Raw genomic sequence first — 269 nt, forward strand, 5'->3', positions numbered from 1 at the left:
TGTCCGTCCACTGTAGCGCAACTTCAACACTAATACCGTCGTCTTGATTACTAATGAAATGGAAAACTTCATTGATGCCATCTTTACCAGCGTTAATATAGCTGACAAACTCAGACAAACCGCCTTTATGCTCAAACTCATGACGCTTATCAATGCGCTCATCCGTTAACACAATGCGCACACCAGAGTTCAAAAATGACAGCTCACGCAGACGCTTGGCTAAAATGTCATATTCAAAAACGGTGCCGGTGAACACCTCACTACTGGGG

General features: G+C 44.2%; 1 pseudogene. It reads right to left on the minus strand.

The features are described 5' to 3' along the window. Positions 1–269, minus strand: a pseudogene (gyrB, locus tag AAEY79_RS15030) (DNA gyrase subunit B); the annotation flags it as partial.

The organism is Psychrobacter sp. GW64-MNA-CIBAN-0177, assembly GCF_040309585.1.
Classification (GTDB): domain Bacteria; phylum Pseudomonadota; class Gammaproteobacteria; order Pseudomonadales; family Moraxellaceae; genus Psychrobacter; species Psychrobacter okhotskensis.